The organism is Marivita sp., from assembly GCF_022763305.1.
Lineage (GTDB): Bacteria > Pseudomonadota > Alphaproteobacteria > Rhodobacterales > Rhodobacteraceae > Marivita.
The window spans coordinates 30,562-54,490 of the sequence record NZ_JALEGT010000041.1 but is presented as its reverse complement, the minus strand read 5'-3'; the positions used below and the strand labels follow the sequence as shown (position 1 = coordinate 54,490).

At 62.6% G+C, this 23,929-nt stretch carries 19 protein-coding genes; 14 read left to right on the top strand and 5 right to left on the bottom strand.

The window, feature by feature from the left end; genetic code table 11:
• Positions 1 to 93: 93 nt before the first annotated feature.
• Positions 94 to 951, top strand: a complete 858-nt coding sequence (gene sseA / locus MRY75_RS07550; RefSeq protein ID WP_292306588.1) for a 3-mercaptopyruvate sulfurtransferase — start codon at positions 94 to 96, stop codon at positions 949 to 951.
• Positions 951 to 2,135 (top strand): amino acid aminotransferase, encoded by a 1,185-nt coding sequence (locus MRY75_RS07545; RefSeq protein ID WP_292306586.1) that lies wholly within the window; start codon positions 951 to 953, stop codon positions 2,133 to 2,135. Before sseA ends, MRY75_RS07545 begins: the two co-directional genes overlap by 1 nt.
• 152 nt (positions 2,136 to 2,287) lie before the next feature.
• Here MRY75_RS07545 and MRY75_RS07540 read toward each other — a convergent pair whose 3' ends face one another.
• The 3 genes from MRY75_RS07540 to MRY75_RS07530 all read right to left on the bottom strand — a co-directional run bounded on the left by MRY75_RS07540 (position 2,288) and on the right by MRY75_RS07530 (position 6,509).
• Positions 2,288 to 2,632 carry an antibiotic biosynthesis monooxygenase gene (locus tag MRY75_RS07540; protein WP_292306585.1) on the bottom strand — a complete coding sequence of 115 codons (345 nt, stop codon included), beginning with the start codon at positions 2,630 to 2,632 and terminating at the stop codon, positions 2,288 to 2,290.
• Positions 2,633 to 2,684: 52 nt separating this feature from the next.
• Complete coding sequence (locus MRY75_RS07535) at positions 2,685 to 5,669, bottom strand: error-prone DNA polymerase (RefSeq protein WP_292306583.1); 2,985 nt, start codon at positions 5,667 to 5,669, stop codon at positions 2,685 to 2,687.
• 108 nt (positions 5,670 to 5,777) lie between these two features.
• Positions 5,778 to 6,509 (bottom strand): 4'-phosphopantetheinyl transferase, encoded by a 732-nt coding sequence (locus MRY75_RS07530; RefSeq protein WP_292306581.1) that lies wholly within the window; start codon positions 6,507 to 6,509, stop codon positions 5,778 to 5,780.
• Between the two features lie 53 nt (positions 6,510 to 6,562).
• Here MRY75_RS07530 and MRY75_RS07525 point away from each other — a divergent pair, with 53 nt between their 5' ends.
• The 6 genes from MRY75_RS07525 to rlmH all read left to right on the top strand — a co-directional run bounded on the left by MRY75_RS07525 (position 6,563) and on the right by rlmH (position 12,007).
• Positions 6,563 to 7,306, top strand: a complete 744-nt coding sequence (locus MRY75_RS07525) for a hypothetical protein (protein WP_292306579.1) — start codon at positions 6,563 to 6,565, stop codon at positions 7,304 to 7,306.
• A 77-nt stretch (positions 7,307 to 7,383) separates the two neighbouring features.
• The gene (gene deoC, locus MRY75_RS07520; RefSeq protein ID WP_292306578.1) at positions 7,384 to 8,370 is read left to right on the top strand and encodes a deoxyribose-phosphate aldolase; all 987 of its coding nucleotides are present in this window, start codon (positions 7,384 to 7,386) and stop codon (positions 8,368 to 8,370) included.
• A gap of 5 nt (positions 8,371 to 8,375) precedes the next feature.
• Positions 8,376 to 8,669, top strand: coding sequence for a hypothetical protein (locus tag MRY75_RS07515; protein ID WP_292306576.1), 294 nt, complete (start codon positions 8,376 to 8,378; stop codon positions 8,667 to 8,669).
• Entirely contained in the window at positions 8,666 to 11,014 is a 2,349-nt protein-coding gene (locus tag MRY75_RS07510) for an aldehyde dehydrogenase family protein (protein WP_292306575.1), read from the top strand. Before MRY75_RS07515 ends, MRY75_RS07510 begins: the two co-directional genes overlap by 4 nt.
• A 152-nt stretch (positions 11,015 to 11,166) precedes the next feature.
• Complete coding sequence (rsfS, locus tag MRY75_RS07505; protein ID WP_292306573.1) at positions 11,167 to 11,532, top strand: ribosome silencing factor; 366 nt, start codon at positions 11,167 to 11,169, stop codon at positions 11,530 to 11,532.
• Position 11,533: 1 nt separating this feature from the next.
• Positions 11,534 to 12,007 carry a 23S rRNA (pseudouridine(1915)-N(3))-methyltransferase RlmH gene (rlmH, locus tag MRY75_RS07500; protein WP_292306572.1) on the top strand — a complete coding sequence of 158 codons (474 nt, stop codon included), beginning with the start codon at positions 11,534 to 11,536 and terminating at the stop codon, positions 12,005 to 12,007.
• 56 nt (positions 12,008 to 12,063) lie between these two features.
• Here the strand turns inward: rlmH and MRY75_RS07495 are convergent, their stop codons facing one another.
• Positions 12,064 to 12,867: an undecaprenyl-diphosphate phosphatase gene (locus MRY75_RS07495; protein WP_292306570.1), complete on the bottom strand. Its 804-nt coding sequence runs from the start codon at positions 12,865 to 12,867 to the stop codon at positions 12,064 to 12,066.
• Positions 12,868 to 13,087: 220 nt separating this feature from the next.
• On the opposite strand from MRY75_RS07495, the gene MRY75_RS07490 reads away from it, so the two are divergent.
• The 4 genes from MRY75_RS07490 (at position 13,088) to MRY75_RS07475 (ending at position 21,784) form a co-directional block, all read left to right on the top strand.
• On the top strand, positions 13,088 to 14,521 hold the full coding sequence (locus MRY75_RS07490) for an NAD(P)-dependent oxidoreductase (RefSeq protein WP_292306568.1): 1,434 nt from the start codon (positions 13,088 to 13,090) through the stop codon (positions 14,519 to 14,521).
• The gene (locus tag MRY75_RS07485) at positions 14,518 to 14,979 is read left to right on the top strand and encodes a GFA family protein (protein ID WP_292306567.1); all 462 of its coding nucleotides are present in this window, start codon (positions 14,518 to 14,520) and stop codon (positions 14,977 to 14,979) included. Before MRY75_RS07490 ends, MRY75_RS07485 begins: the two co-directional genes overlap by 4 nt.
• Entirely contained in the window at positions 14,976 to 19,514 is a 4,539-nt protein-coding gene (gltB, locus tag MRY75_RS07480; protein ID WP_292306566.1) for a glutamate synthase large subunit, read from the top strand. Before MRY75_RS07485 ends, gltB begins: the two co-directional genes overlap by 4 nt.
• Before the next feature lie 149 nt (positions 19,515 to 19,663).
• Positions 19,664 to 21,784 carry a sterol desaturase family protein gene (locus tag MRY75_RS07475; protein WP_292306565.1) on the top strand — a complete coding sequence of 707 codons (2,121 nt, stop codon included), beginning with the start codon at positions 19,664 to 19,666 and terminating at the stop codon, positions 21,782 to 21,784.
• A gap of 5 nt (positions 21,785 to 21,789) precedes the next feature.
• Here the strand turns inward: MRY75_RS07475 and MRY75_RS07470 are convergent, their stop codons facing one another.
• Positions 21,790 to 22,137 carry a hypothetical protein gene (locus tag MRY75_RS07470; RefSeq protein ID WP_292306563.1) on the bottom strand — a complete coding sequence of 116 codons (348 nt, stop codon included), beginning with the start codon at positions 22,135 to 22,137 and terminating at the stop codon, positions 21,790 to 21,792.
• Positions 22,138 to 22,267: 130 nt separating this feature from the next.
• On the opposite strand from MRY75_RS07470, the gene mtgA reads away from it, so the two are divergent.
• Both mtgA and MRY75_RS07460 read left to right on the top strand, forming a co-directional pair.
• Positions 22,268 to 23,080 carry a monofunctional biosynthetic peptidoglycan transglycosylase gene (mtgA, locus tag MRY75_RS07465; RefSeq protein ID WP_292306561.1) on the top strand — a complete coding sequence of 271 codons (813 nt, stop codon included), beginning with the start codon at positions 22,268 to 22,270 and terminating at the stop codon, positions 23,078 to 23,080.
• A 123-nt stretch (positions 23,081 to 23,203) separates the two neighbouring features.
• Positions 23,204 to 23,869 carry a glutathione S-transferase family protein gene (locus MRY75_RS07460; RefSeq protein ID WP_085632337.1) on the top strand — a complete coding sequence of 222 codons (666 nt, stop codon included), beginning with the start codon at positions 23,204 to 23,206 and terminating at the stop codon, positions 23,867 to 23,869.
• Positions 23,870 to 23,929: the final 60 nt, after the last annotated feature.

The following is a 23,929-nucleotide window of genomic DNA, read 5'->3' as shown; positions in this document are numbered from 1 at the left end:
TGACGCATCGTGGTGCCGTGAATGGTCAATCGCTTGCGAGTCGGGCGTCTGGGTTCTATGCAGAACCGATCCCAATCAGATGTGGCGACAGATATGGCACAGGACGATCCGAGAACGCTTGTTTCGACAGACTGGCTTGCCTCGCATATGCGCGATCCCGATCTGCGTATCCTCGATGCGTCGATGTACTTGCCGGGCAGCGACCGCGATGCCAAGGCGGAATACGCCGCAGGTCATATCCCTGGCGCCCGGTTCTTTGACATCGACGAGATTTCTGACAGCCGGTCCGACCTGCCGCATATGGCGCCGCCCATCGAAAAGTTCATGTCGCGGATGCGCGCCATGGGTGTGGGTGATGGCCATCAGGTTGTGGTCTATGACGGCGCGGGTCTGTTCTCCGCGGCGCGGGTCTGGTGGCTGTTCAAGCTGATGGGCCAGAACGACATCGCGGTCCTCGATGGCGGCTTGCCGAAATGGGTCGCCGAAGGCCGCGAGCTTGAAGACATGCCTCCGATCATCCGCGACCGGCACATGACGGTGCGGCGTCAGGCGCACCTGGTCAAGGACGTGACGCAGGTCTCTGCCGCGTCCAAGCTGCGGGATCAGGAGATCATCGACGCCCGCTCGCCCGGCCGGTTCCGCGGGGAAGAGCCCGAACCCCGCCCCGGCATGCGCGGCGGGCATATCCCCGGATCGAAGAACGTGCATTACGCCAGCCTGCTCAATGCCGATCAGACGATGAAGACGCCCGAAGAGACCCGTGCGATCTTCGAGGCCGCTGGCGTCGACCTTTCGAAACCGGCCATCACCACATGCGGCTCTGGCGTGACGGCGGCGATCCTGTCGCTGGCGATGGCGCGCATGGGCAAAGATGACCATTCCCTTTACGACGGCTCGTGGTCCGAATGGGGGATGTTCCCCACGGTACCCGTGGCCACTGGAGACAACTGATGTTCGAGACCCTCAAGGAACAACCGGCAGACAAGATCCTTGCCTTGATGCAGACCTATCGCGAGGACCCGCGCGATGGGAAAATCGACCTTGGCGTCGGTGTCTACAAGGACGCGTCCGGCAACACGCCGATCATGCGCGCGATCAAGAACGCCGAGCAGCAGCTTTGGGAGGCAGAGACCACCAAGGCCTATACCGGTCTTGCGGGTGATCCGGCCTTTGCCGATGCGATGATCGCGATGGTGCTTGGCGATGCCGTGCCGCGTGCGAACGTGGCCGCAGTGGCGACACCCGGTGGTACCGGTGCCGTGCGTCAGGGTTTTGACCTCGTGCGTCTGGCCAACCCGAATGCCAAGGTGTTCGTCAGCGATCCGACCTGGCCGAACCACCTGTCGATCCTCAAGCATATGGGCATGACGATGGTGCCCTACCGCTATTTCGACGAGGACAGCCGGGGTGTCGATTTCAACGGCATGATGGAAGACCTGGCGCAGGCCGCGCCGGGGGATGTCGTGCTGGTGCATGGCTGCTGTCACAACCCGACCGGTGCGAACCTCAACATGTCTGAATGGAAGGCGCTGGTTGATCTCCTGATCAAGACGGGCGCGACGCCGATGGTCGACATCGCCTATCAGGGGTTCGGCGACGGGCTCGAGGAAGACGCGGCGGCGACCCGCCTGATTGCCTCGTCTGTGCCCGAGACCATCATCGCGGCAAGCTGTTCCAAGAACTTCGGCATCTACCGCGAACGGACGGGTTTGCTGATGGCGGTGTCTCAGGATGCGGGGGCACACAAGGTGAATCAGGGCAACCTCGCCTATCTGAACCGTCAGAACTATTCTTTCCCGCCGGATCACGGCGCGCGGTTGGTGACGATGGTGCTGACCGACGACGCGCTGCGCGCGGAATGGGCGGCAGAACTGGAAGAGATGCGGAACGGCATGCTGGGGCTGCGCGAACAACTGGCAGCGGAACTGCAGCGTCTGTCCGGGTCTGACCGGTTCGGTTTTATCGCCCAGCACCGCGGCATGTTCTCGCGGCTTGGCGCGACACCCGAACAGGTGGAGCGTCTGCGCGAGGAGCACGCGATTTATCTGGTCGGGGATTCCCGTCTGAACATCGCCGGTCTCAACAAGGAGTCGGTGCCGATCCTTGCAAAAGCGATGATCGACGTCGGGATCTGAGTTTACCGGTTATTCGAATTGCATGGGCGCCTTCGGGCGCCCATTCTTTTTGTCTCGGCCTGCGGCCTCGGGCCTTTGGGGGTGTGACGCGTTTTTTGGGTGCGGTGCGGTTTGCAAAGTTGCATTTGCATATTTGCAAAAAGAAGACGCCGTCAGCCATGTGCCTTGACGCTGTCCTCGGGGGCTTGATCCCTGTCGAACATGCCGTAGTCGCGCATCACGTGGCAGACGCGCAGGCGGTAGTCCGAAAAGACGCCATTGCGCCCTTTGGATTGCGCGTTCCGGTGCGCGGCCAGTTGACGCCAGCGGTGGACGGCGTCTTCGTCCTCGAAAAAGCTGATCGACAGAAGCTTGTCGGGGTTGGTCAGGCTCTGGAAGCGTTCGACCGAGATGAAGCCCTCGACCTGTTCGACTATGGGGCGCATGGTGGCGGCGATGTCGAGATAGGCGTCTTTCTGGCCCTCTGCGGGTATGACTTCGAAAATGATGGCGATCATTCTGGGTTCCCTTTTTGGAGCGGAGAATGGCGGGGTTGATGCGGCTTGGCAATCAATCCGGGTTCGCGCGGGTGAAAGGCAGGGGCATGGGCGGTTTGTACGGTTTGGTCGTTGAAACGTAAGGTTCAACCGTACGGGACGGATCGGGCGTCAGGATGTGCCGCAGCAGCGCCACCGGGTGGCGGCGCAGGGTCAGGCGCAGGGCGACGTAATCTTCGACCACCTGTTCGCCTTCGGTCATCTGCGGCAGGTGGGCGGCGGGTTCCATGATCGCCTCCCCGTCAAGATCGCCATCGAACAGCGGCAGGGTCTTGCGGGTGGTCAGCGCCTTGGCCTCCCACAGGGCTTGCCTGCGGGTGAGGCCGATCTCGCGGAAGGTGTCGGCCTCGGCCAGACGGGCGATGGTGGCGGGGTCCAGCCCGGCGCGACGCCAGAGGTCATTCACGCTTTGGTAACCATTGCCGCGCCCGGCGGCGATCCAGGCGGCGTCTTCCTCGTTCAGGCCCTTGATCTGTCGGAAGCCCAGCCGCAGGGCGAGGCCGCCTTTGGCGTCGGGTTCCATCACGTTGTCCCAGAAGCTGGCGTTGATGCAGACGGGCAGAACGGTCACACCGTGTTCGCGGGCGTCGCGGACGATCTGGGCGGGGGCGTAGAAGCCCATCGGTTGCGAGTTCAAGAGCGCACAGGCGAAGATGCCGGGGTGGTGGTGTTTGATCCAGGCGGAGGCATAGACCAGCAGGGCAAAGCTCGCCGCGTGGCTTTCGGGGAAGCCGTAGGAGCCGAAGCCTTCGATCTGCGAGAAACAGCGTTCGGCGAAATCGTCGTCATAGCCCTTGTTGCGCATGCCGCGCATGAAGAGGGTGCGGAATTCGGAAACATTGCCGTGCTTCTTGAACGTGGCAAGCGACCGGCGCAGGCGGTCGGCCTGTTCGGGGGTGAAGCCCGCGCCGACGATGGCGATCTGCATCGCCTGTTCCTGAAAGAGCGGCACGCCAAGGGTTTTGCCCAGCACCGCGCCCAACTCGTCGGAGGGAAAGCTGACCTCTTCTTCGCCGTTGCGGCGACGGATGTAGGGGTGGACCATGTCGCCCTGAATGGGGCCGGGGCGGATGATGGCGACCTCGATCACCAGATCGTAGAAGGTGCGCGGTTTCATGCGCGGCAGAAAGTTCATCTGCGCGCGGGATTCGACCTGAAAGACACCGACGCTGTCGGCCTTGCAGAGCATGTCATAGACCGCCGGGTCTTCGGGAGGGAGCGTGGCGAGGTTGTAGTTTTGGCCGTGATGCAGGGTCATGAGATCGAACGCCTTGCGGATGCAGGAGAGCATCCCGAGCGCCAGAACATCGACCTTGAGGATGCCGAGCGCGTCGATGTCGTCCTTGTCCCAGCAGATGACGGTGCGGTCCTCCATCGTGGCGTTTTCGATGGGCACGAGTTCGTCAAGCCGTCCTTCGGTAATGATGAAGCCGCCGACATGCTGGGAGAGGTGGCGGGGGAAGCCGATGATTTCGAAGATCAGCTCCATCGTCAGGCGCAGGCGGTGATCGGTCGGGTCGAGGCCGATTTCGCGCATGCGGTGCTCTTCAAGCCCGTTGGTCGAGAAGAAGCCCCAGAGCTGCGAGGAGAGCGCGCCGATGGTGTCTTGGCTGAGGCCCATGGCTGCCCCCACCTCGCGGATGGCGCGTTTGCCGCGGTAGTGGATCACGGTGGCGCAGAGGCCGGCGCGGTGGCGACCGTAGCGGTCGTAGATGTGCTGGATCACCTCTTCGCGGCGTTCATGTTCGAAATCGACGTCGATGTCGGGCGGTTCATCGCGGGCCTCGGAGACGAAGCGTTCAAACACCATCGTGCCGATTTCGGGAGAGACCGAGGTCACGCCGAGGCAGTAGCAGACCACCGAGTTGGCGGCGGACCCACGCCCCTGACAGAGGATGCCACGTTCGCGGGCGAAGGCGACGATGTCGCGCACGGTGAGGAAATAGGGCTCGTATTTCAGCTTGCCGATCAGGGTCAGTTCATGCGCAAGCAGCTTTTTCACCTTGTCGGGCGCGCCATGCGGGTAGCGCCATTTCAGCCCCTCATGGGCGAGGCGGGACAGGCGCTGGGCGGCGGTCTCTGACCCGGTGATTTCGCTGGGGTATTCGTAGCGCAATTGGCCGAGGTCGAATGTGCAGGCGTTGGCCAGTTCTGCGGCGCGGTCCACCGCATCGGCATGGGGGCCGAGGATGCGGCGCATTTCTGCCTCGGAGCGCAGGCGTTGTTCGCCATTGGCGAGCGCCTTGGTGCCCAGCTCGTCCACGCGGCAGCCCTGGCGGATGGCGGTGACCACATCGGCGAGCTTGCGACGGCGGCCGTGATGCATGATCGGAGTGGCGGATGCGATGGTTGGCAGGTTCAGGCGGTGTGCCAGTGCTGCGATGCGGTCGAAGCGGGGGCTGTCCTGCCCGTCATAGAGCGGGCTGAGCAGGAGATGGGTCTGTCCGGGAAAGCGGCGCGACAGCCGTTCCGCCTGTGAGTACCAGTCGCCCGCGCCGCCCGTGGCCGTCAGCGCCTGTGTTGGCGGGTGCAGGAGCCAGATGAGGCCGTCGGTGCAGCGCACCAGATCGTCGAGTGTCAGGTGACATTCGCCCTTGGGCGCGCGGCGGCGGCCGGTGGTGATGAGGCGGCAAAGCTGCGCCCAGCCTTGCCGTGTGCTGGCGAGCGTCGTGGCGGTGAAGCCGGTGTCGGTGACGATCTTTGCGCCTGGGATAAGCCGGGGGACATGGGTCAGGATGTGTGAGCGCCGGTGGTCGATGTGATCCGGCACGGGCGGACCGATGGGGCCATTGCGGGCCTCAAGCTCGGTGCGTTCGCGGATCAGGCGCTGGAGGGTTTTCCCTTCCGTCCAGGCGCGGACGATGCCCGCGACCGAATTGGTGTCGGTGATGGCGATGGCGGAAAGACCCAGCGTGGCGGCACGCTCCATGTATTCCTCGGGGTGGGAGGCCCCGGTGAGGAAGGTGAAGTTGGAGGTGATCGACAGCTCTGCGAACATACCTCTCCTTTATGTTCTTATTTTGTTCTTTTTCCAGTGATTCGAGTCAGTGAGGCGCCCCGCGCTGTGGGGGCCGGTGGATTTTGCGTATTTGGGAAAAGGAGAAGGTCAGGGGGTGGGCACGGCGAGCCATGTCAGGACATGGGTGCCGGAGAGCCTGTGGTGAATGTCGAAGCATCGACCCTTGGTCAGCTCGGTCGTGAGGTCGGTTGTCAGCGACAGGATAAGGTGATCCCGTTCCGGTGCCGCGATCAGCTCGGCGGCATCGAAGCCGAAATGGCGGCCGACCTGGGGGTAGAGCGCCTTGAACAGCGCCTCTTTCGCGGAAAAGGCGAGGGTGGCGTTGGTCGCCGGCGCGAACGTGCCGTGGGCGATCCTGTCACGCTCGGTGGAATTGAGGGTCTCGGCAAGGATCGCATTAAGCGACCGGCCAGAGGCGACGGCCTCGGTGTCGACGCCGAACCCCTGGTCCGTATCGCGCGAGAGCAGACAGGCCGTCCGCCCCCGGGCATGGCTGATCGATCCCGACAACCCGTCGGGCCAATGGGGGGCACGGCCAGGCTGCGTGGTGACACTTGTGGGTGGATGGTCGAGCAGCCGCATCGCCACACGCGCCATCGTCCGGCCTGCCAGATATTCCGCGCGCCGCTTGTCCACGGCCCCAAGAAGGCGTTCGGGGCAGGGGATGTTCAGCGCATCGAAGAGCGGCTGGCGGAAGGCGGCGGGGTGATAGGTCGCGCTCACCAGAACGGCGTCCGGGATGCGGCTGTCCTCAATGCGGAGGTCTGACAGGAAACCCTCGGAACGGGACTGCATGTCGGTGAGGGCGGTGTGAGTCATGATTGTGTGGAATCCCTGCAAGTTCGGGCGTGGTCAAGCGAAAAACCACCGCGATGGATTTACTTGGGCCGGATGCCGATCTAGTCCTGTCGGACGTGACGGGAGATCGGATGATGCAGGCGGAGCGCGCGGGGCGCGGGGTCATGTACGTGGCCTGGGGCAAGGCGCATGTGGATGTAGCGCGGCGGTCTGCGGCGTCGGTCAAGCGGTTCAACCCTGGTCTGCAGACGGCGATCTGGTGTGCGGCGGACGATGACACCAGCGGGTTCGACCAGAGCTTCGTCATTCCGGCAGACATGACCCGGCCCAAGGTGGGGGCGCTGAAGTTCAGCCCGTTTGACGAGACTTTGTACCTCGACAATGACACGATGATCCGGGCGGATCTGTCGTCGCTTTTCGATCTGTTGCAGAAGTTCGATCTGTGCGGGGCACATGTGATGCTGTGGCACCGGCCCCGGCACAAGCGGAAGTGGCAGGCCGAGGTGCCGGAGACCTTTCCCGAGATCAATTGCGGGGTGCTCTTGTATCGCAGGAACGCGGCGACGGATGCGTTCTTCGATGACTGGCAGGCGGCCTATGATGCGGCGGGGTTCAAGATCGACCAGCCGACCTTCCGCGAGACGTTGTGGACCTCGGACCTGCGGTTCTACGTGTTCCCGCCGCAATACAACAAGCGGATCTTCGAAGCGTCGGAGTTGATCTGGTCGGATCAGCCGAAACCGCGCATCCTGCACCTGCCGATCCTTCGTCCGCAGAAGAATGCGCTGAAGAGGTGGTTCTCGAACCTGATCCGGTAGGGGTGCGCTACGCGGCGTCGTGTCTTGTGTGCGCCGTGTGGCCGTGTCAGCATCATTGCTCAAGGAGTGAGTGATCCATGCAGACGACGACACGTGAGACGGTGCACCTGCCGCAGACGCTTGAGCCGCGCAATCCGGGGATGGCGTTGGATCTGGACTGGGTGATGCGCGCGACTGCGAACCGATCGGCGATCGAGCGGCGGGCGGCGACGCTGCCGGGGCGGCGGTCGGTGAAGAAGGACTATCAGGCGGCGTGGCTCTGCCGGGCGATCACCTGTATCGACCTCACGACATTGGCCGGGGATGATACCGTCGGGCGCGTGGCGCGGCTCTGTGCCAAGGCGCGGCAGCCGGTGCGGGCGGATCTGCTGGCGGCGCTGGGCATAGACGGGCTGAAGGTCGGTGCGGTCTGCGTCTATCATGACATGGTCGAGGCGGCAGTGGACTCGCTGGCAGGTACGGGGATTCCAGTGGCGGCGGTCAGTACAGGGTTTCCCGCCGGTTTGTCGCCGTTTAACCTGCGGGTGGCGGAGATCGAGGAAAGTGTCAAAGCGGGCGCTGCCGAGATCGACATCGTGATCTCGCGTCGGCATGTGCTGACGGGCAATTGGCAGGCGCTTTATGACGAGATGCGGGCCTTCCGCGCCGCCTGTGGTGAGGCGCATGTGAAGGCCATTCTGGCCACGGGCGAGTTGGGTACGTTGCAGAACGTCGCGCGCGCCTCGCTGGTCTGCATGATGGCCGGGGCGGATTTCATCAAGACCTCGACCGGCAAGGAAAGCGTGAACGCCACGCTGCCGGTGTCGCTGGTGATGATCCGGGCGATCCGGGATTATTTCGAGGAAACCGGCTATCGCGTCGGCTACAAGCCCGCGGGCGGGATCTCCAAGGCCAAGGATGCGCTGGTGTACCTTGCGCTGATGAAGGAAGAGCTGGGCGACCGCTGGGTGCAGAACGATCTGTTCCGCTTTGGCGCGTCGTCTCTTCTGGGCGATATCGAGCGGCAGTTGGAGCATCACGTCACCGGGGCCTATTCGGCATCGTGGCGCCATGCGGCGGGGTAAAGGTCATGCGGGGCAATCCGATGATCATGCTGCTCAGCCTGTCCGCGCTCATGTGGATCGGCGCGCAGAACTGGCGGCGTCGCAAGCTGAAACGGGCGGCGCGTGACCTGCCGACGTTGATGCAGCGGATGCTCGGGCCGGAACCGGCCTTTGAACCACCGGCCGATCCGCCCGAAGGATTGCAAGGCTTTGCGCGATTGCACGACCGGACCCGCCGGGTGGAATGGATCATCCGTGCAGTTGCGCTCCTTTGGCTGGGCTATGTTGTTTTCCTGCTTTTGAAAGGCACCTTCCAATGACCGTACAAGAAATTTTCGAGAGTATGGACTACGGAACCGCACCGGAATCGGCGGGGGATGCGCTGGCCTGGCTGGTCGATCAGGGGGATCGGTTCGGGCATTTCATCAATGGCGCGATGACAGACCCCGGTCAGGTGTTCGAGAGCCGCAACCCGGCAAATGGCGAGGTGCTGGCGCATCTGACGCAGGGCACGCAGGCGGATGTGGATGCGGCTGTGGCAGCGGCCCGCAAGGCGCAGAAGGCTTGGGCCAGGCTGGGCGGCGCGGGGCGGGCGCGGTATCTTTATGCGCTGGCGCGGCTGATGCAGAAACATGCGCGGCTGTTTGCGGTGCTGGAGACATTGGACAACGGCAAGCCGATCCGCGAGAGCCGGGACATCGACGTGCCTTTGGCGCAGCGGCATTTCTACTATCACGCCGGTCAGGCGCAGCTCTTCGACAGCGAATTTGCCGGGCGCGAGGCGCATGGCGTCTGTGGTCAGGTGATCCCGTGGAACTTTCCGCTGCTGATGTTGGCGTGGAAGGTCGCGCCTGCGCTGGCGGCGGGGAACACGGTTGTTCTCAAGCCTGCGGAATATACGTCGCTGACCGCGCTATTGTTCGCGGATATCTGCCGTCAGGCCGGTTTGCCGAAAGGTGTTGTGAACATCGTCACTGGTGACGGGGCGGTTGGCGAGATGATCGTCACGCATCCGGATGTGGACAAGGTGGCGTTTACCGGATCGACCGCCGTCGGGCGGCGTATCCGCGAGGTGACGGCCGGATCGGGCAAGGCGCTGACCTTGGAGTTGGGCGGCAAGTCGCCGTACATCGTGTTCGAGGACGCGGATCTGGATTCTGCGGTTGAGGGCCTCGTCGATGCGATCTGGTTCAATCAGGGGCAGGTCTGCTGTGCAGGATCGCGCCTTCTGGTACAGGAAGGTGTCGCGGATCGTTTCTATGCCAAGCTGAAGGCGCGGATGGACAAGCTGCGGGTCGGCTCACCCCTGGACAAGTCGATTGACGTGGGGGCGATTGTCGATCCCAAGCAGTTGGAGACGATCACACGTTTGGTGGACAGCAACACAGCCGGTGAGACCCATCGCGCGAATTGCGAGATGCCGGAGAGCGGATGTTTCTATCCGCCGACGCTTATCACCGGGCTGAGCACCGCCGATCCGCTGATGCAGGAAGAGATCTTCGGGCCGGTGCTGGTGGGCACCACGTTCCGCACGCCGTCCGAAGCGGTCGATCTGGCGAACAACACGCGCTACGGGCTGGCGGCGACGCTGTGGAGCGAGAACATCAATGTCGCTTTGGACATTGCGCCCAAGCTGGCGGCGGGAGTGGTCTGGATCAATGGGACGAACATGTTCGACGCTGCGGCACCGTTCGGAGGCATCCGTGAAAGCGGGTTCGGGCGCGAGGGCGGGCCGGAAGGGATGATCGCCTACACCAAGCCGGCGGGCACCGGGAAGGCACTGGGCAAGATCGCAGGCTTCAGCAGCGGGCCGGATGCGGAGCCGCAGGCGGTGGACCGGACGGCCAAGCTCTATGTCGGGGGCAAGCAGGCGCGGCCCGATGGGGGCTACGCCTATGAGGTCTACACCAAGGCGGGCAAGCTGATTGGGCAGGCACCTCTGGCGAACCGCAAGGATGTGCGCAACGCGGTCGAGGCGGCGCGCGGGGCGGCTGGCTGGGCCGGGACCACGACGCATCTGCGGGCGCAGATCCTCTATTACATCGCGGAAAACCTCGCGGCGCGGAAAGACGAGTTCGCCACACGGGTCAACCAGATGACGGGTGCCAAGACCGGCGCGAAAGAGGTGGATGTCGCGGTGAACCGGCTTTTCACCTACGCCGCCTGGGCCGACAAGTTCGACGGGCGCGTGGCGCAGGTGCCGTTGCGGGGAGTGGCGCTTGCCATGCGCGAACCCTGTGGCGTGATCGGGGCATTCTGCCCGGACGATCACCCGCTTCTGGGACTCGTGACGGTGATGGCCCCGGCGATTGCCATGGGCAACCGCGTGGTGCTGGTGGCGTCGGAGCCGTTCCCATTGGCGGCGACGGATTTCTACCAGGTGCTGGACACGTCGGACGTGCCGGGCGGGGTGGTCAATATCCTCACCGGGCGGCACGCAGAACTGGCGCCGACACTGGCGCAGCACATGGATGTGGAGGCGGTCTGGTCCTTCTCTTCGACGGACCTGTCGGCCGAGATTGAACGCGGTGCGGCGGGCAATCTCAAGCGGACATGGGTCAACAACGGGCGCGGCCTCGACTGGATGGGGGCCGAGGGTGAAGGGCGTGCGTTCCTTGATGCCGCGACCGAAACCAAGACCGTCTGGGTGCCTTATGGCGCATGATTGCCAATTTTCGTTGGGGTCATTGAGAATTCGGCGTGGCAATGCTATTTTTGTGCTACCCAGCGCCGGGGCGGAACGGCGTTTACACTTAGGAGGACGATGTCCTGTCTTTTCAAACGGATGTGGCACGTGCCACTGACGGGGGTCTGCCGATGACCGGCACACCCGGAACCGGATCAGCCAGCGACGCGACGCTCGCGGCGATTCTTGCGGAACTTGACGAAAACAAAGCCGAGGACATCGTGCAGATCGACCTGCGCGGAAAATCGTCCATTGGCGATTACATGGTCGTGTGCTCGGGGCGGTCGACGCGCCAGGTGTCGGCTCTGGCCGAAAAGGTGGTCGAGAAGCTCAAGTCGGATCACGGTATCCTGTCCAAGGTCGAGGGCAAGGAAACCGGCGATTGGGTGTTGATCGACACGGGCGACGTGATCGTGCACATTTTCCGGCCCGAAGTCCGGGAATTTTACCAGTTGGAAAAAATGTGGCTCCCGGCAGGGACAGCCCTGACCAACTAGGATGCGGGTGCATCTGCGCGCCGTGGGGCGGCTTGCGGGCCGCTCGGAAGAACGCGCGCTGACCGATGACTACCTGTCGCGCTTTGGCCAGACCGGGCGCGGTCTTGGCTGGCGCTTCGAGGGCGAGGTTGAGGTCGAGGACAAGAAGAACGGCGGGATGGCGGCGGAGGCGGCATTGCTGCGGGCCGCAATCCCTGCCGGGTCTCTTCTGGTCTGTCTGGATGAGCGGGGCGTGCTGATGTCCTCGCCTGACTTTGCAAAAAAGCTGCAGGGCTGGGCCGATCAGGGGCGGTCGGATGTCTGTTTCGTCATTGGCGGGGCGGACGGGATCGACCCTTCGCTCAGGGCCGAGGCGGATATGCTGCTGTCCTTCGGAAAGATGGTCTGGCCGCACAAGCTGGTGCGGGTGATGATTGCAGAGCAGCTTTATCGGGCGGCGTCGATCATCGCGGGGACGCCCTATCATCGGGAGTGAGGAACGATGCGACGACGCATCGTGGCTTTCGGTCGACCGAAAGCGGGCGCCTGTGGTCAGGTGTAGGCGATGACCAGAAGGATCACGCCGAGGATCACGCGGTAGATCACATACGGCGTGAAACTGACCGATTGCAGCAGCTTGAACATCAGTTTCAGTGCGGCAAGTGCGGCGAGGAAGGCAAAGACCGCCGCGATCCCGGCGTCGCGGACAATACTCATATCCGCCTCTTGCGCCACTTCGATGCTGAGCAAGGCGCCCGAGGCGAGGATCGTCGGGATCGACATCAGCATGGACAGGCGTGCCGCGCTTTCGCGGTCATAGCCCAGTTGCCGCCCGGCGGTGATGGTGATGCCGGATCGCGACGTGCCGGGGATCAGGGCCAGCGCCTGCCAGAGACCCATGATGGTGGCGTCTTTCAGGCTCCAGTTCTCTGCGCGTTTGGTTGTCGGTCCGGTCTGGTCGGCCCAGTAGAGCACGAGGCCGAAGAGCAGCATGGTCCAGCCGATCACGGCGGTGGAGCGGAGCAGATCGTTCAGCCCTGACAGTTTGAGCGCAAGTCCCACAAGCACCACGGGGATCGTGGCGATGATTAGGCAGAGCGCCCAGAATGCGCCCTGGGTGTCGATGCGGCCCCGCGCCAGCCGCCCGATGCCGGCGGTTACACCTTTCACGTCGGACCAGAAATAGAGGATCACGGCGAGCAGCGTGCCCACATGCACGGCCACATCCAGCGCCTGTCCCTGATCCGCCATGCCGGTCAGATTCGGCAGGAGAATCAGGTGCCCGGACGAGGAAATCGGCAGAAACTCGGTAACGCCCTGAATCAAGGCGAGGATCAGCAGATGAGTCAGGGCCATGGTGCGCCGTCCGAATGTCAAAGGTGCCTTGGGTATAAACCCTTAAAAACCATGGGGAAGGGTTAATTTGGGTCCGGATCGGACCTAAAATAGCTGCGTTGCAGCACGTTTTTTGGGGCCGCTTCCAGAATTTCCGGAAAATAGGTCAGTATAAGTGACTTTTCTTTCTCGTCGGTCTTCTATAATCAGGCGCGACCACATGAAGGGAAGGACATGCGCCATGGCAAAGCAGCCGATGTTGAAGTTCGTCAAAGTTGAACGCGACATGCCGACAAAGCGTGCGGCCGAAGAGCGGCGTGCGGACTTCCACGAGATCTATGCCGAATATGCCGATGCGAAGGCCAAGGAGCAGGCCAGCCGCTGTTCGCAGTGCGGTGTGCCGTATTGCCAGTCGCATTGCCCGCTGCACAACAATATCCCCGATTGGCTGCGCCTGACCGCAGAAGGTCGGTTGCAGGAGGCCTATGAGGTCAGCCAGGCGACCAACACCTTCCCGGAAATCTGTGGCCGCATCTGCCCGCAGGACCGTTTGTGCGAAGGCAATTGCGTGATCGAACAGTCCGGCCACGGCACCGTGACCATCGGGTCTGTCGAGAAATACATCACCGACACGGCGTGGGAAGAAGGTTGGGTTCTGCCGATCAAACCCGCGCAGGAGCGCAAGGAAAGTGTTGCGATCATTGGCGCTGGTCCCGGTGGCTTGGCTGCGGCGGATGTGCTGCGCCGACAGGGTGTGCAGGTCACTGTCTATGACCGCTACGACCGTGCGGGTGGTCTGCTGACATATGGTATTCCCGGTTTCAAGCTTGAGAAGCCGGTTGTCATGCGCCGGAACGAGCAGTTGGAAAAGGGTGGTGTGCGCTTTGTCCTGAACTGCAACATCGGCGAGGACATGTCGTTCGAAGAGATCCGCGCGCAGCATGACGCGGTGATCATCGCGACCGGCGTTTACAAGTCGCGCGATCTGGGTGGCCCGGGGTCGGGTGCCGATGGCATCGTCAAGGCGCTGGATTACCTGACCGCGTCGAACCGCAAGAGCTTTGGCGACGAGGTTGCAGAGTTTGACAGCGGCAAGCTGAACGCGGCGGGCAAGAAGGTTGTCGTGATCGGCGGTGGCGACACGGCGATGGACTGTGTGCGCACCGCGATCCGTCAGGGTGCCGAGTCGGTCAAATGTCTCTATCGGCGTGACCGCGCCAACATGCCGGGTTCGCAGCGCGAGGTGCAGAACGCCGAGGAAGAAGGCGTGCAGTTCGAATGGCTGACCGCGCCCAAGGGCTTTACCGGCGATCCCGTGGATGGCGTGATCGTCGAACGGATGCGTCTGGGCCTGCCCGATGCGACCGGTCGTCAGATGCCCGAGGTGATCGAAGGCTCGGATTATGTCGAACCGGCGGACATTGTCATTAAGGCGCTGGGCTTCGAGCCTGAAGAGCTGCCGACGCTCTGGGGTGTACCGGAACTGGAAGTGACTCGCTGGGGCACGATCAAGGCCGAATTCACTACGGGTGCGACCGCGCTTCCGGGTGTCTATGCCGTGGGCGACATCGTGCGTGGTGCGTCGCTGGTCGTCTGGGCGATCCGTGATGGGCGCGACTGCGCCGAGGCGGTGCTGCGCCAGTTGAACGGTGCAAGCGCCGTCGCGGCCGAATGAGCGATCTTGCCGCTCCTTACCGGCGGACCGGAACGCTTGAGGGGCGGTGCCTCTGCGGGGATGTGCTCATCCGCGTGGAGGGTGACTATGTCGCCGCGGTAGGCATATGCCATTGCCGGAAGTGCCGCGTCTGGTCGGGAACGCTCACAGGGTATTTCCTTGCCAAGCCCGAGGCGGTGCAAGTCGAGGGTCCGACCAAGACCTACGCCTCGACGCCCTTCGCCTCGCGCAGCTTTTGCGAGGTCTGCGGGACGAACCTCTGGCTGCGAAACAACGAAGACGATGCCGAGTACGAATTGATGCCTGCGCTGTTCCCTGCGGCGGATTCGTTCCCGGTGATTTCAGAAATCTACTGCGACCGCGCCCCGGCCTATGGCCAGCTCAAAGGCGATCATAAGCGCGCGACGCAGGCGCAATACGAAGCGAACAACCCTTTTGTCGAAGGAGACACGCCATGACCAAGTATGATGCAGAATGGGTCCGTGCCGAGGAAGCCAAGCGCAAATGGATGGCGGAGAACGGTCTCTATTCAGAAGAAGACGAGCATTCGTCCTGTGGTGTGGGCCTTGTGGTCAGCCTTGACGGCAAGCCGTCGCGCAAGGTGGTCGAGGCGGGGATCGACGCGCTGAAGGCGATCTGGCACCGAGGCGCTGTGGATGCCGATGGCAAGACCGGCGATGGCGCGGGCATTCACGTGCAGATCCCGGCCCCCTTCTTTTACGACCAGATCAAGCGCACCGGCCACGAGCCGCGCAAGGACGAGCTGATGGCGATTGGCCAGGTTTTCCTGCCGCGCACCGATTTCGGTGCACAGGAAACCTGCCGGACCATCGTGGAAACCGAAGTTCTGCGCATGGGCTATTACATCTACGGCTGGCGGCACGTTCCGGTGAGCGTGGATTGCCTTGGCGAGAAGGCCAACGCGACCCGCCCGGAGATCGAGCAGATCATCATTTCGAACGCCAAAGGCGTGGACGAAGAGACATTCGAGCGCGAGCTTTACGTGATCCGTCGCCGGATCGAAAAGGCGGCTGCGGCGGCTGGCATCGGTCAGCTTTACATCGCGTCGCTGTCCTGCCGGTCGATCATCTACAAGGGCATGATGCTGGCTGAACAGGTGGCGGAGTTCTATCCCGACCTGCAGGACGAGCGGTTCGAGAGTGCGTTTGCGATCTACCACCAGCGCTATTCGACCAACACTTTCCCGCAATGGTGGCTGGCGCAGCCGTTCCGCATGCTGGCGCATAACGGCGAGATCAACACGCTCAAGGGCAACGTCAACTGGATGAAGAGCCACGAGATCCGCATGGCCTCGTCTGCGTTTGGCGACATGGCGGACGATATCAAGCCGATCATCGCCAATGGCGCGTCGGATTCGGCGGCTCTGGATGCGGTGTTCGAAGTGCTTGTCCGCGCGGGCCGGAATGCGCCGATGGCAAAGACGATGCTGGTGCCCGAGTCGTGGTCGAAGCAGGCCATCGAACTGCCCGAGGCATGGCGCGACATGTATTCCTACTGCAACTCGGTGATGGAGCCGTGGGACGGCCCCGCAGCCCTTGCCATGACCGATGGTCGTTGGGTCTGTGCCGGTTTGGACCGGAACGGCCTGCGCCCGATGCGCTATGTTGTGACGGGTGACGGTCTGCTGATCGCAGGGTCCGAGGCGGGCATGGTTCCGGTTGACGAAGGAACAGTGCGCGAAAAGGGCGCGTTGGGGCCGGGGCAGTTGCTGGCCGTCGATATGCAGGAAGGCAAGCTTTACCACGACGTCGAGATCAAGAACAAACTCGCGGCCAGCCAGCCCTTTGGTGAATGGGTCGGTAAGATCAACGAGTTGGACGAGGAACTGGCCAAGGTCACCGAGACTCCGATGTTCGAGGGCGCAGAACTGCGCCGCCGTCAGATCGCGGCTGGCTACACCATCGAAGAGCTTGAGCAGGTGCTTGCGCCGATGGCCGAGGACGGCAAAGAAGTTGTGGCCTCGATGGGCGACGACACGCCGTCGGCGGTTCTGTCCAAGAAGTACCGGCCGCTGTCGCATTACTTCCGCCAGAACTTCAGCCAGGTGACCAACCCGCCGATTGACTCGCTTCGCGAATACCGCGTGATGAGCCTCAAGACACGGTTCGGCAACCTGAAGAACGTGCTCGACGAGTCGAGCGCGCAGACCGAGATCCTTGTTCTGGACAGCCCGTTTGTCGGCAATGCGCAGTTCAAGGAACTGGCCAACCACTTCAACGCGGGTCTCTGCGAGATCGACTGTACCTTCCCCACGACGGGCGAACAGGGTGCTTTGCAGGTTGCGCTGGAGCGTATCCGTTCAGAGGCGGAAGACGCCGTGCGCTCGGGTGCCGGTCACATCACTCTGACGGATGAGCATTGCGGCGAAGGCAAGGTCGCGATGCCGATGATCCTTGCCACCAGTGCTGTGCACAGCCACCTGACCCGCAAGGGTCTGCGGACCTTCTGTTCGATCAATGTGCGGTCGGCGGAATGCATCGACCCGCATTACTTTGCCGTTCTGATCGGCGCCGGTGCGACCGTGGTGAACGCCTATCTGGCCGAGGATTCGCTCAATGACCGGATCAAGCGTGGTCTTCTGGACCTGACACTGACCGAGGCCGTCGCCAAGTACCGCGAGGCCGTGGATCAGGGCTTGCTCAAGATCATGTCGAAGATGGGCATCTCGGTCATCTCGTCCTATCGCGGCGGTCTGAACTTCGAGGCCGTGGGCCTGAGCCGTGCCATGTGCGCGGAATACTTCCCCGGCATGCTGAGCCGCATTTCGGGCATCGGCCTCAACGGTCTTCAGCGCAAGGCCGAGGAAATCCACGCGCTGGGCTTCCGGGGTGGTCAGGATGTTCTGCCGATTGGTGGCTTCTACAAGGCGCGCAAGTCAGGCGAGACCCATGCCTGGGGTGCGCAGACGATGCACCTGATGCAGATGGCGTGTAACAAGGCGTCCTACGAGATCTGGAAGACCTATTCCAAGGCAATGCAGGCCAACCCGCCGATCCATCTGCGCGACCTCTTGGCGATCAAGCCGCTGGGCGAGCCGATCCCGCTGGAGCAGGTGGAGAGCATCACGTCGATCCGCAAACGGTTCGTGACGCCGGGCATGTCGCTGGGCGCGCTGTCGCCCGAGGCGCACAAGACGCTGAACGTCGCGATGAACCGGATCGGTGCGAAGTCCGACTCGGGTGAAGGCGGCGAAGACCCGGCGCATTTTGTGCCGGAGCCGAACGGCGACAACCCGTCTGCGAAGATCAAGCAGGTGGCGTCGGGTCGCTTTGGTGTGACCGCCGAATACCTGAACCAGTGCGAAGAGCTTGAGATCAAGGTCGCGCAGGGTGCCAAGCCCGGTGAGGGTGGTCAGCTTCCGGGGATGAAGGTCACCGACCTGATCGCCCGTCTGCGCCATTCGACCAAAGGTGTGACGCTGATTTCACCGCCGCCGCACCATGACATCTATTCGATCGAAGACCTCGCGCAGCTGATCTACGACCTCAAGCAGATCAACCCGCGCTGCAAGGTGACGGTCAAGCTGGTGGCGTCTTCGGGCGTCGGCACGATTGCGGCTGGAGTGGCCAAGGCCAAGGCCGACGTGATCCTGATCTCGGGCCACAACGGCGGCACCGGTGCGTCGCCTGCGACGTCGATCAAATACGCGGGTTTGCCGTGGGAAATGGGCCTGACCGAGGCGCATCAGGTTCTGTCGATGAACAAGCTGCGGGATCGCGTGACCCTGCGGACCGATGGTGGCCTGCGCACGGGTCGTGACATCGTCATGGCCGCGATGCTGGGCGCCGAGGAGTACGGCATCGGCACCGCTGCGTTGATCGCGATGGGCTGTATCATGGTGCGACAGTGCCAGTCGAACACCTGCCCGGTCGGTGTCTGCACGCAGGACGAATCCCTGCGCGCCAAGTTCACCGGCAACGCGGACAAGGTGGTGAACCTGATCACCTTCTATGCGCAGGAAGTGCGGGACGTGCTGGCCTCTATCGGTGCGCGGTCTCTGGACGACGTGATCGGCCGTGCCGATTTGCTGAGCCAGGTCAGCCGTGGGTCGGATCATCTTGATGATCTGGACCTCAACCCGCTGCTGATCCGCGTCGATGGGTCGGATGACATCGTCTATGACCGCAACAAACCGCGCAACCCGGTGCCGGATACGCTCGATGCGGAAATCGTGCGCGATGCGGCGCGGTTCCTTGAGGATGGCGAGAAGATGCAACTGTCCTACGCGGTGCAGAACACGCACCGGACCGTCGGCACACGCACCTCGTCGCATATCGTGCGCAAGTTCGGCATGCGCAACGCGCTGCAACCGAACCATCTGACGGTCAAGCTGACCGGCTCTGCGGGCCAGTCGCTGGGTGCGTTCGCCGCGCCGGGCCTCAAGCTCGAAGTGTCGGGCGATGCAAACGACTATGTGGGCAAGGGTCTGTCGGGCGGCACGATCGTGGTGCGTCCGCCGATGATGTCACCGCTGGTGGCGGCAGAGAACACGATCATCGGCAACACCGTGCTTTACGGCGCGACCGACGGTTACCTCTTTGCGGCGGGTCGTGCGGGTGAGCGGTTCGCGGTACGGAACTCGGGCGCCAAGGTTGTGGTCGAGGGCTGCGGATCGAACGGCTGCGAATACATGACCGGCGGGGTTGCAGTGATCCTTGGCGATATCGGTGCCAACTTCGGTGCGGGTATGACCGGTGGCATGGCGTATCTCTATGATCCCGAGGGCAAGGCGCAGGCGCTGATGAACCACGAAAGCATCGTGACCTGCGCCGTGACCGTGGATCACTGGATCGACCAGTTGAAAGGTCTGATCGAGCGCCATGTGGAGGAAACCATGAGCCGCAAGGCGCAGGACATCCTCCAGCATTGGGACCTCGAACTGGGCAACTTTGTTCAGGTCTGCCCGAAAGAGATGCTGGACAAGATCAGCCATCCGCTCGGCATCGAAAAGAAAGCGGTTCCCGCCGAATAGGCGTGGCCGCACCCCGTGACAGCGACCCGGCCCTGTGGCCGGGTCGTTTGCGTTTCGGGGGATTGACCCGCGTATTGGCGACAAAAACGGGCCTCAATACCGCCAAATTGCCGGATTAGGCCAATCCCGACCCAATCGGAGTTCGGGATATGGAAACACTGCAGGCCTTCATCGCAGCGACGCTTGATGCGCCCTTCGATTTCAATGTGCGGTACTCCATCTTCTACCTGCTCTGCACGGTGCTGATCGCGTTCGGGATCTGGAAATTCCGGGGCAGCCCCGGCACGTTCACCTCGTGGCTGTTGCCCAAGGATGTATACCGGCACCGTTCCAACCTTTTGGATATCAAGCTTTTCTTCGCATCGCGCTTGTTTGCGGTTCTGGGTGTCTTCGGCGCGGTGTTCTTCCCGACGACCGTGGCCTATGGGCTCTTGGCGCAATTCGGCGGGGCCGATTATGCGCCGCCCGAGACCACATGGATGCGCGTCGCTGTTGTGACGATGATCGTCGTGGTGGTCAGCGATTTCTGCAAATACTGGGCGCACCGGGCCCATCACGAATGGCGCGCGCTTTGGCCGTTCCATGCTGTGCACCACTCGGCGGATGTGCTGACGCCCTTGACGGTGCAGCGGGTGCATCCGCTCGAGCCGATGATCAATTCGCTGCTGATGACGCTTCTTGTTGGGATCGCGCAGGGTCTCGCGCTCTATTTCCTTGTTGGTGAGTTGAGCATGGTGACCATCGGCGGCGCCAATGCGGTCTATTTCCTCTTCAACTCTCTGGGGTCGAACTTCCGTCACAGCCATATCTGGATCAGCTATGGCCGGGTGATGGAACATATCCTGATTTCCCCGGCCCAGCATCAGATCCACCATTCGGTCGCGGTCAAGCATCATGACAAGAACTACGGGTCGATCTTCGCGATCTGGGACTGGATGTTCGGCACGCTTTACGTTCCCGAAAGCTACGAAGATCTGACCTTTGGTGTTTCGGATGCCAAGGGTGAACGGCAGCCGCAGCCCTACGAAACGCTGGGCGCCGCTCTGTTCAAACCGTTTGTCGAAAGCGCCGAAAACGTAATGGGCCTGCTGCGCAAGGGGCGGGGCCGTCGTTCTGGTGATGTGGCCGACGCCCATATGACGCAGGGGTTTTCCCTCTGGCTGGATGCGCTGCGGGCCGGGGCCGCGTTGACGGTGCTGTTCGGGCATATGGCGCATGCGCGGTTTACCGGGGGAGACTACCAGGTTCTGCGCGACTGGAACGTGGCGAGCGATGCTGTGGCGGTGTTCTTTGTGCTCTCCGGCGTTGTCATCGCCTATGCCGCCGAGCGGGACGGTACGCTGGGGCGCTACGCGTTCAACCGGATCACCCGGGTCATGTCGGTTCTGATCCCGGCACTGATGCTGACGCTGGTCTTCGATGCCGTGGGCACCGCAACCGACATGTCGGCCTATCAGGCCCCCTATTATCAGGAGCTGTCGCTGGCTGAATTCCTGTGGCGGGGCCTGACGGTGACACCGCTTTGGACCGGCGCAGGCGACTGGGTGCGTCTGGGCACGAATGGCCCGATCTGGTCGCTGAGTTACGAGGTCGCCTTTTACCTGATCTTTGGTGCGGCGATGTTCCTGAAAGGCGTGCAGAGGCTTGCTGTACTGCTGCTGCTGGTTTTTCTGGTGGGTGTCCCGGCACTGGCGCTGCTGCCGGCTTGGTGGGTTGGTGTCTGGGTCTGGCGGCATTCCACCAGTCTGACAGACGGCCATGGCCGCAGCCGCGCGTGGTTCCTTGCCATCGGCAGCATTGCGGCGCTTGTGATGATGAAGATGTCGTCCATCCCCGCCGATCTGGAAGGCGTGACTGCCCGTGTTCTGGCGCCTCATGACCACCATGCCGTGCTGGTCTATTCGAACGAGGTTTTGTGGAACTGCGTGATCGCGCTGTGCCTTGCGCTGCATCTGGTTGGTGTGCGCCATCTGGCGGGCACCTGGCCGAAACGGACCGAGGGTGGCTTGGCCAAGACGGTGCGTTGGATCGCGGGGGGCAGTTTCTCGCTGTATCTCGTGCATTATCCGACCTTGCACCTGCTGGATGCAACGCTTCCGGAAACGCTTCCCGCGTATAACCTCGTGCTTCTGATGCTGACCCTGTCGATCTGCTTCGGTTTTGCAGCTCTTTTCGAACGGCCGATCCGTCATTACCGCGCTGTCCTCTTGAACATCTGGAGTCGAATCGCGCCGCACATACCTGTGCCGGCTCGGAGGTCGGTGTCATGAGTGGATCACAGTGCAAAGGCTGCAAGAATGCCCAATCCGGCGGGTGCAGCCGCGCCAAGGCAGGCCAGATAATGTTTCCACCCGCCGTGACGAAGGGTGGTCCGCACGAATCCGCCCAGAGCAAGCCCAAGACCGATCAGCCCACCCGGCAGCGCGACCACGCCAATCATCGCGATTGAAAGCCAGGCTTCGATCAGGTTGGACTTTGTCAGCAGCCACAGGGTCAGTGCCGCGAGACAGGCAACCCCAAACAGGCCGATCCCCTGCACCATCGCCTGACGTGGCAGTGTAAAGGCAAAGGCCATCGCAAGGCTGCCGAGATAGAACCCAAGAAGCGCAAGAACCAGAAGCATGGGTGTGATGTCCCGGGATCGGGGCGGAAAGTAAACCGATTTCATCTTGTCGCCATGCTCTGGCCCAGCTTGTACCGAATTCGGCGCGCAGGTTTCGGGACTGACAGGACCAGAGGGGATGTTTTCTTGCATGGCAGTTGCGCCTAATGTGCCTGCGATGGCAGGCGGAAAACCCAAACCTACTCCTCAGCAGGGGCCTCGGCTGGACAAGCCGAAGGCCGAACGCAGCCGTGCCCGCAAGGAGCCCGGTGTGGTCGACAAGATCCTCGCGCCCTATCGCTGGGTGGTGAAATGGGGGTTTCGGACGGGGCTGGCGCTGATTGTTTTCGGTCTGGTTGTGGTCGGCCTCTTCGGCGTGGTGAACCCGCCGACAACTCACACGATGTGGTCCGAGGGGCGTCGTCTGGGCGCGCCTGTCGATCAGGTCTGGGTCGATGCCGATCAGATCGCGCCGGTGATGTTCCGCTCTGCGGTGGCGGCGGAAGACGCGAATTTCTGCCTGCATTGGGGCTTTGACGTCGAAGCGATTCAGGCCGCCATCGAAGCGGGCGGCGCGCGGGGCGCATCGACGATTTCGCAGCAGGTCGTGAAGAACGTGTTTCTCTGGCAGGACCGGTCCTGGGTGCGCAAGGGCATGGAGGCGGTGCTCACGCCGGTGACCGAGGCCATGTGGTCAAAGCGGCGCATTCTGGAACTCTATCTCAACGTGGCCGAATTCGATGAAGGCGTGTTCGGCGTGCAGGCCGCCGCCCGGCATTATTTCGGTGTTGATGCACGCGATCTGAGCGCGCTTCAGGCATCGCGGCTGGCGGCGGTTTTGCCTGCGCCCAAGTCGCGATCCGCCTCGAACCCGAGCAATTTTGTCGAGCGCCGCGCCCGGTCGATCCGGGCCGGGGCTGAAACGATCAACCAGGATGGGCGTGCCGCCTGTTTCCAGAACTGATGCCCTTTGGGTGAGACGAAAACCGCGCGCCGGGGATTAAACCGGCAGCGGGCCATTGTATTGCCGGGCGCTTCGCGGCAATTAGAGGGCGACTGATCCACCAACCCTCGAGACCTGTGTCACATGGCCAAACTCTATCATGTTCCGTTGTCGCCGTTCTGCCGGAAGGTCCGGCTGAGCCTTGCGGAAAAGAAGATCGAGTGTGAGTTGGTGGAAGAGAAATACTGGGAAAAAGACCCGGATTTCTTGCGCCGCAACCCCGCTGCCAAGGTGCCCGTTCTCAAGATCGACGGTCGCACCATGGCGGAAAGTGCGGCGATCTGCGAATATCTCGAAGAGAAATATCCCGAGCCCCCGTTGATGCCCCGATCCTTGGATGCGCGCTACGAGGTGCGGCGTCTTGTGGGCTGGTTTGATGACAAGTTCCACAACGAGGTGACCTCGAAATTGCTCTATGAGCGGGTGAACAAGAAGGTCACCAAGCAGGGCTTTCCGGACAGTGCGAACGTCAAGGCGGGGGCCAAGGCGATCAAGTATCACCTCGATTACATGGCATGGCTGCTGGATCATCGCCGCTGGCTGGCGGGGGATACCATGACGCTTGCCGATTTCGCGGCGGCCGCGCATCTGTCGTCGCTGGATTACATCCGCGATGTCGACTGGAACCGCAGCGCCGTGGTCAAGGACTGGTACGCCAAGATCAAGTCGCGCCCGGCGTTTCGGTCGATCCTCGCCGATCAGGTTCCGGGTTTCCCGCAGCCGCCGCATTATGCCGATCTGGATTTCTGATCCCGCAGCGAGGAGTGGGGGCCAGCCCCCACACCCCCGGGATATTTGTGGCAAGAAGAA

What these genes read in the sequence shown, in the direction of transcription:
- MRY75_RS07545 (WP_292306586.1), top strand. Translation starts at nt 951, where the DNA reads ATGTTCGAGACCCTCAAGGAACAACCGGCAGACAAGATCCTTGCCTTG.
- mtgA (WP_292306561.1), top strand. Translation starts at nt 22,268, where the DNA reads ATGGCAGTTGCGCCTAATGTGCCTGCGATGGCAGGCGGAAAACCCAAA.
- rlmH (WP_292306572.1), top strand. Translation starts at nt 11,534, where the DNA reads ATGCGGGTGCATCTGCGCGCCGTGGGGCGGCTTGCGGGCCGCTCGGAA.
- MRY75_RS07515 (WP_292306576.1), top strand. Translation starts at nt 8,376, where the DNA reads ATGCGGGGCAATCCGATGATCATGCTGCTCAGCCTGTCCGCGCTCATG.
- gltB (WP_292306566.1), top strand. Translation starts at nt 14,976, where the DNA reads ATGACCAAGTATGATGCAGAATGGGTCCGTGCCGAGGAAGCCAAGCGC.
- rsfS (WP_292306573.1), top strand. Translation starts at nt 11,167, where the DNA reads ATGACCGGCACACCCGGAACCGGATCAGCCAGCGACGCGACGCTCGCG.
- MRY75_RS07495 (WP_292306570.1), bottom strand. Translation starts at nt 12,867, where the DNA reads ATGGCCCTGACTCATCTGCTGATCCTCGCCTTGATTCAGGGCGTTACC.
- MRY75_RS07470 (WP_292306563.1), bottom strand. Translation starts at nt 22,137, where the DNA reads ATGCTTCTGGTTCTTGCGCTTCTTGGGTTCTATCTCGGCAGCCTTGCG.
- MRY75_RS07540 (WP_292306585.1), bottom strand. Translation starts at nt 2,632, where the DNA reads ATGATCGCCATCATTTTCGAAGTCATACCCGCAGAGGGCCAGAAAGAC.
- MRY75_RS07490 (WP_292306568.1), top strand. Translation starts at nt 13,088, where the DNA reads ATGGCAAAGCAGCCGATGTTGAAGTTCGTCAAAGTTGAACGCGACATG.
- MRY75_RS07510 (WP_292306575.1), top strand. Translation starts at nt 8,666, where the DNA reads ATGACCGTACAAGAAATTTTCGAGAGTATGGACTACGGAACCGCACCG.
- sseA (WP_292306588.1), top strand. Translation starts at nt 94, where the DNA reads ATGGCACAGGACGATCCGAGAACGCTTGTTTCGACAGACTGGCTTGCC.
- MRY75_RS07485 (WP_292306567.1), top strand. Translation starts at nt 14,518, where the DNA reads ATGAGCGATCTTGCCGCTCCTTACCGGCGGACCGGAACGCTTGAGGGG.
- MRY75_RS07535 (WP_292306583.1), bottom strand. Translation starts at nt 5,669, where the DNA reads ATGTTCGCAGAGCTGTCGATCACCTCCAACTTCACCTTCCTCACCGGG.
- MRY75_RS07525 (WP_292306579.1), top strand. Translation starts at nt 6,563, where the DNA reads ATGGATTTACTTGGGCCGGATGCCGATCTAGTCCTGTCGGACGTGACG.
- MRY75_RS07475 (WP_292306565.1), top strand. Translation starts at nt 19,664, where the DNA reads ATGGAAACACTGCAGGCCTTCATCGCAGCGACGCTTGATGCGCCCTTC.
- MRY75_RS07460 (WP_085632337.1), top strand. Translation starts at nt 23,204, where the DNA reads ATGGCCAAACTCTATCATGTTCCGTTGTCGCCGTTCTGCCGGAAGGTC.
- deoC (WP_292306578.1), top strand. Translation starts at nt 7,384, where the DNA reads ATGCAGACGACGACACGTGAGACGGTGCACCTGCCGCAGACGCTTGAG.
- MRY75_RS07530 (WP_292306581.1), bottom strand. Translation starts at nt 6,509, where the DNA reads ATGACTCACACCGCCCTCACCGACATGCAGTCCCGTTCCGAGGGTTTC.